Origin of the sequence: Streptomyces torulosus (assembly GCF_001419765.1) — a bacterium.
Lineage (GTDB): Bacteria > Actinomycetota > Actinomycetes > Streptomycetales > Streptomycetaceae > Streptomyces > Streptomyces torulosus.
Window position 1 is genome coordinate 1 of sequence record NZ_LIRK01000907.1, and the last position, 3,736, is coordinate 3,736.

Below are 3,736 nucleotides of genomic sequence, written 5' to 3' on the forward strand. Positions count from 1 at the left end.
GGTCTTCCCCCGGGCCGTGGCCCCGGCTTCGACCAGGGCGATATCCCTGCTGAGAGCCACGGCCCGGGGGAAGACCAAGGTCCACGTCCGGGTCATGCCCATGCCCATGCCCATGGCCACGGATTGATCCACTTCGTCCTCACGGCCCACGAAGGCCAGCGCAACACCCGCCTCTTCTGGGCCGCCTGCCGCGCCTACGAGAACGGCCTCGGCCCCGACCTCGCCAACGCCCTCATAGACGCCGCGATCCACACGGGCCTCCCGGAACGCGAGGCCCGCTCGACGGTGGCGTCGGCGGCACGCATGTCGGGGCGGAGGGGATGAGAAGGGATGAGAAGGGATGGGGGCGGAGGCGGCCCACGCCAGTGTCCGCTCTCGGCCTCGTAGCAACCGGCAAACAACCGGCGAGCGACCGGCGCCCTGGCTTCGGGCGCCGGTCGCTCGCGGCTGTGGGGCACTCGGGGTCGTCGCGGGCACGCCGCGGGTACCGACCGGTCGGCGCCGGCGGACTCCCCGGCCGACCGCACCGCGTCACACCATGCCCGTGCTACCGCGGGCCATCTACCGCGGAGGCGGCTCTTCCCGGCCACCCGGGTCCGTCTGGCCTGTCTGGTCCGTGCCCAGCTGCTGCTTGAACCGGTCCTGAGCGGTGTCGACGTGACGCCTGTGCTTGCCGTGGGTCCTCTCGTCGACGAAGTCACCGGCCCGGTCGGCGCCCTTGCCGGCCTGCTCCTCATGGCCCTTCAACATGTGCTTGAGCTTGTCCATCACAGACATCGCGGCTCCTTCCGCTGTTCGCCGTCCCCTCCAGAATCAGCGCCCGTCCTCCACCCCGCATCCGGAGACGCGGAAGGGGCGCCCCGCACACCGGGACACCCCTTCCACCCGCGAGTTCACCGGAACGCGCGTGCTCATCCCGTACGGCTCACCCCGTACCGCCGACGCCGGGCGCGACGAACCGTCGGTGCAGCGGGCTGAAGACGATCTCGGGAGCCCCCGTGAGGCCGGCCTTCTGGATCGCGGGCGCGAGCCGCTCGCCGAAGAACGCCTCGAACGCCTCCTGGGAGTCCCACACATCCGTCACATGGAACCCCTGGTCGTCGAACCAGGCCACATGCATCTGCCCACCGGCCGCCGGCGCCTCCTCCCACCCGACCGCGTCCCGCACCGTGTCGTACTGCTCCGGCGTGACCCCCGCCCAGTGCATCGACAACACCACAGCCATGCCAGGCCCCCTTCAGCTGATTTCTCGCCGATACCGGCACGGGGATCGTTCCAGCCACCGGGTTGCGCCCGGCAGAGCGTGCGGACGCACACCGGTGAGCGCCCAAGCCCCCGTACGCTCGCCCGGCGCGGCTCTGTGTGAGCCCACGGGCTTGTGCGATACGACGGCGTCGACTGGTCTCCCGTTGTGCCCGGAATAACACGGTTTTCCCGAGGGATATGTGCCGACGGCCACAGCGGGCCGGAGACGCGTAGGCTCATACTGAGCCATGACAAAGCCCGCGGCACCGAAGCGTCATTTGCCCACCAGCCCGTTCAAGGCCCCGGTCGCACCGGCTCCCAAGCACTTTGCCCTGGGCGACCAGGTCACGCACGACGTGTACGGACTCGGCCGGGTGGTCGGCATCGAGGACGGAATCGCGGCGCTCGTCGATTTCGGCTCGGCGCAGGTGCGGATCTCGAGCCCGTACGCCAAGATGACCAAGCTGTAGAACCGCTGTGCCCGGTCACGGCACACCAGGCCCCCTCAGGGACCTGTAACGAAAGGCAGACCTCTCATCGACCCGACGTCGCTGTTCTCCGCCCTGGAAGGGCAGCCCAGCCGTCCCACCGCGGTATCGCCGCCTCCGACGACAGACCCGTTCCGGGCCCCGGACTTCGGAGAGGACGAGCCCTACTGGCCCGAGGACGCACAGGACCCGGCCCCGAGCCCCGTTACCCCCGTTGCCCGGCCGGCCCGGCCGGCCCGGTCAGCCCGGCCCCCCAAGGCTGCCTAGCGCCCACCGCGCAGAAGAAGGGCCCCTGACCATCGGACGTGGTCAGGGGGCCGTTCACGGCGTGCCCGGTGTGCCGCAGGGCGCCGGTGATCCGGACCCCGGGCCCCGGCCACGCCGCCGTGATCACCGCGTCTCGTCCCCCGTCGCGCCGGGCCGCTGATCGCGGTCGCCCGGGCGGGAGGGGTCCGGCGGTGCGAGCACATAGGTGGCGATCATGCCTGCCACGCTCATCAGGCAGTTCAGGTAGACGTCCATCGTGGGCGCGGTGCCGTTGACCGCCATGATCAGAACGATCCCCGTCACGAGCACGGCGAGAAACGTCGTGTAGTGGCGGCGCAGTGACATCCTGAGGTCGATCGGCATGTGCGGTCACCTTCCTCTTCCGATCCTCGGCTTGAGATGTCGGCCAGTTGACCAGGCACCTCTCCACGCGGTCCAGGGATTCCGGCAGAGCCCGAAAGTCCCGGAAGCTTCGGCGGAATTCGGGCTTCTTCGGCGGGATTCGGCGAAGTTCGGCGGCCGCCCGGAGAGAGTGGGACGATCACGGTCGTCGGACCGATCACACGCGTCGGAGCCGATCGCCGCCGTCGGACCGGACGACGGTCGTCGGACCGGACGACGCTCTCAGGGGGAACCATGAACGTCCACGCGGGCGGTGTGCCGCCGGCCGTGCGTCGCTTCGCGGCAGAGCTGAGCCGGCTGCGGATCACCGCGGGCACCCCGCAGGTCACGACGATCGCCGCTCGGGCGCAGTGCAGTCCGTCGACGGTCTCCGAGGCCCTCAACGGTCGCCGACTGCCCGGCGAGACGGTCACCCGCCGCCTGGTCGCCGCGCTGGACGGGGAGTGGAGCCAGTGGCAGTCCCTGTGGCGCGAGGCCAGGACGGAGCTGGACAGGCTCAAGCGGGAGGGCCCCGAGGCACCGGTGGAGGCGCTGAGGGCGGAGATGGTGCGATACCCGGACCCGTCGTCCTTCTACCGCGCCTCCGCCGCGCGCATCCGAGCGGCCCGCCGCGAGATCCGGCTCACCTACGTCCGACGGCACCCGCCCAGCCACTGGGGAGCACCGGAAGTGGCCGAGTACTTCAGCACGGTGCTGGACTGGGCCAGGGACCACTCCGGTGAGGGCGCCAGCGCCCGGCGCATCATCGGCGTCCCCGAGCGGGACGGCACACCCGAGACGGCGTACTTGCAGTGGCTGCTCGACCACCAGAGGGAGACGGCGGACATCTACGCCTACGAGGCGCGCGTCATGCCCTGGACCGCCTCCTGCGCCTGGCACAACACCGGCCTCGTGGACGACTCCGTCACGTTCCTGTCCTTCTCCGGCGCCGGCCGTCAACAACTGACGGGCTTCAGCGTCGAAGGTCCTGCCTTCCTGAGGTACTTCGCGGACAGCTTCGACCAGGCGTGGGGCGCGCTGGAACCACTGGACGTCTACGCGGCCCGGCACAGCCGCTGACTGCCCCACCGACCGACTCGCTACCCACCCTCAGCCGGCCACCACGTCGGACGCACCGTCCTGCCTGCCGGAAAACATCCACCAGGCACCGCCGTTGATCGCGCCGAGAGACACCAACGCCAAGCCGTGCCGCAGCAACCGCATGCCCCCCTCCCACTCATGGGGAGCCCCGAAGACCAGCCAGGCCGCGAGACCAATCCCGCCCACCACACCCGCGATCCCGACTGCACGACGTAAAGCAATACTCATGAGTACATGATCTCCCGCCCCTTCCC

At 70.3% G+C, this 3,736-nt stretch carries 7 protein-coding genes; 3 read left to right on the plus strand and 4 right to left on the minus strand.

Features of this window, described 5'->3' with window-relative positions; all coding sequences use genetic code 11:
* The coding region (locus AOK23_RS42320; RefSeq protein WP_420823804.1) for a primase alpha helix C-terminal domain-containing protein at window positions 1–324 on the plus strand (324 nt) is incomplete at its 5' end.
* 237 nt (window positions 325–561) lie between these two features.
* Here AOK23_RS42320 and AOK23_RS42325 read toward each other — a convergent pair.
* The gene (locus AOK23_RS42325; protein WP_055717700.1) at window positions 562–777 is read right to left on the minus strand and encodes an antitoxin; all 216 of its coding nucleotides are present in this window, start codon (window positions 775–777) and stop codon (window positions 562–564) included.
* Between the two features lie 148 nt (window positions 778–925).
* On the minus strand, window positions 926–1,225 hold the full coding sequence (locus AOK23_RS42330; protein ID WP_055717701.1) for a hypothetical protein: 300 nt from the start codon (window positions 1,223–1,225) through the stop codon (window positions 926–928).
* Window positions 1,226–1,493: 268 nt separating this feature from the next.
* On the opposite strand from AOK23_RS42330, the gene AOK23_RS42335 reads away from it, so the two are divergent.
* Window positions 1,494–1,715: a hypothetical protein gene (locus AOK23_RS42335; RefSeq protein WP_055521757.1), complete on the plus strand. Its 222-nt coding sequence runs from the start codon at window positions 1,494–1,496 to the stop codon at window positions 1,713–1,715.
* A 408-nt stretch (window positions 1,716–2,123) separates the two neighbouring features.
* Here the strand turns inward: AOK23_RS42335 and AOK23_RS42345 are convergent, their stop codons facing one another.
* Window positions 2,124–2,363 carry a hypothetical protein gene (locus AOK23_RS42345; RefSeq protein ID WP_055717703.1) on the minus strand — a complete coding sequence of 80 codons (240 nt, stop codon included), beginning with the start codon at window positions 2,361–2,363 and terminating at the stop codon, window positions 2,124–2,126.
* A gap of 273 nt (window positions 2,364–2,636) precedes the next feature.
* On the opposite strand from AOK23_RS42345, the gene AOK23_RS42350 reads away from it, so the two are divergent.
* Window positions 2,637–3,461, plus strand: coding sequence for a helix-turn-helix domain-containing protein (locus AOK23_RS42350; RefSeq protein WP_055717704.1), 825 nt, complete (start codon window positions 2,637–2,639; stop codon window positions 3,459–3,461).
* Between the two features lie 30 nt (window positions 3,462–3,491).
* Here AOK23_RS42350 and AOK23_RS42355 read toward each other — a convergent pair.
* Window positions 3,492–3,736: hypothetical protein (locus tag AOK23_RS42355; RefSeq protein ID WP_240496828.1), on the minus strand; the 245-nt coding region annotated here is incomplete at its 5' end.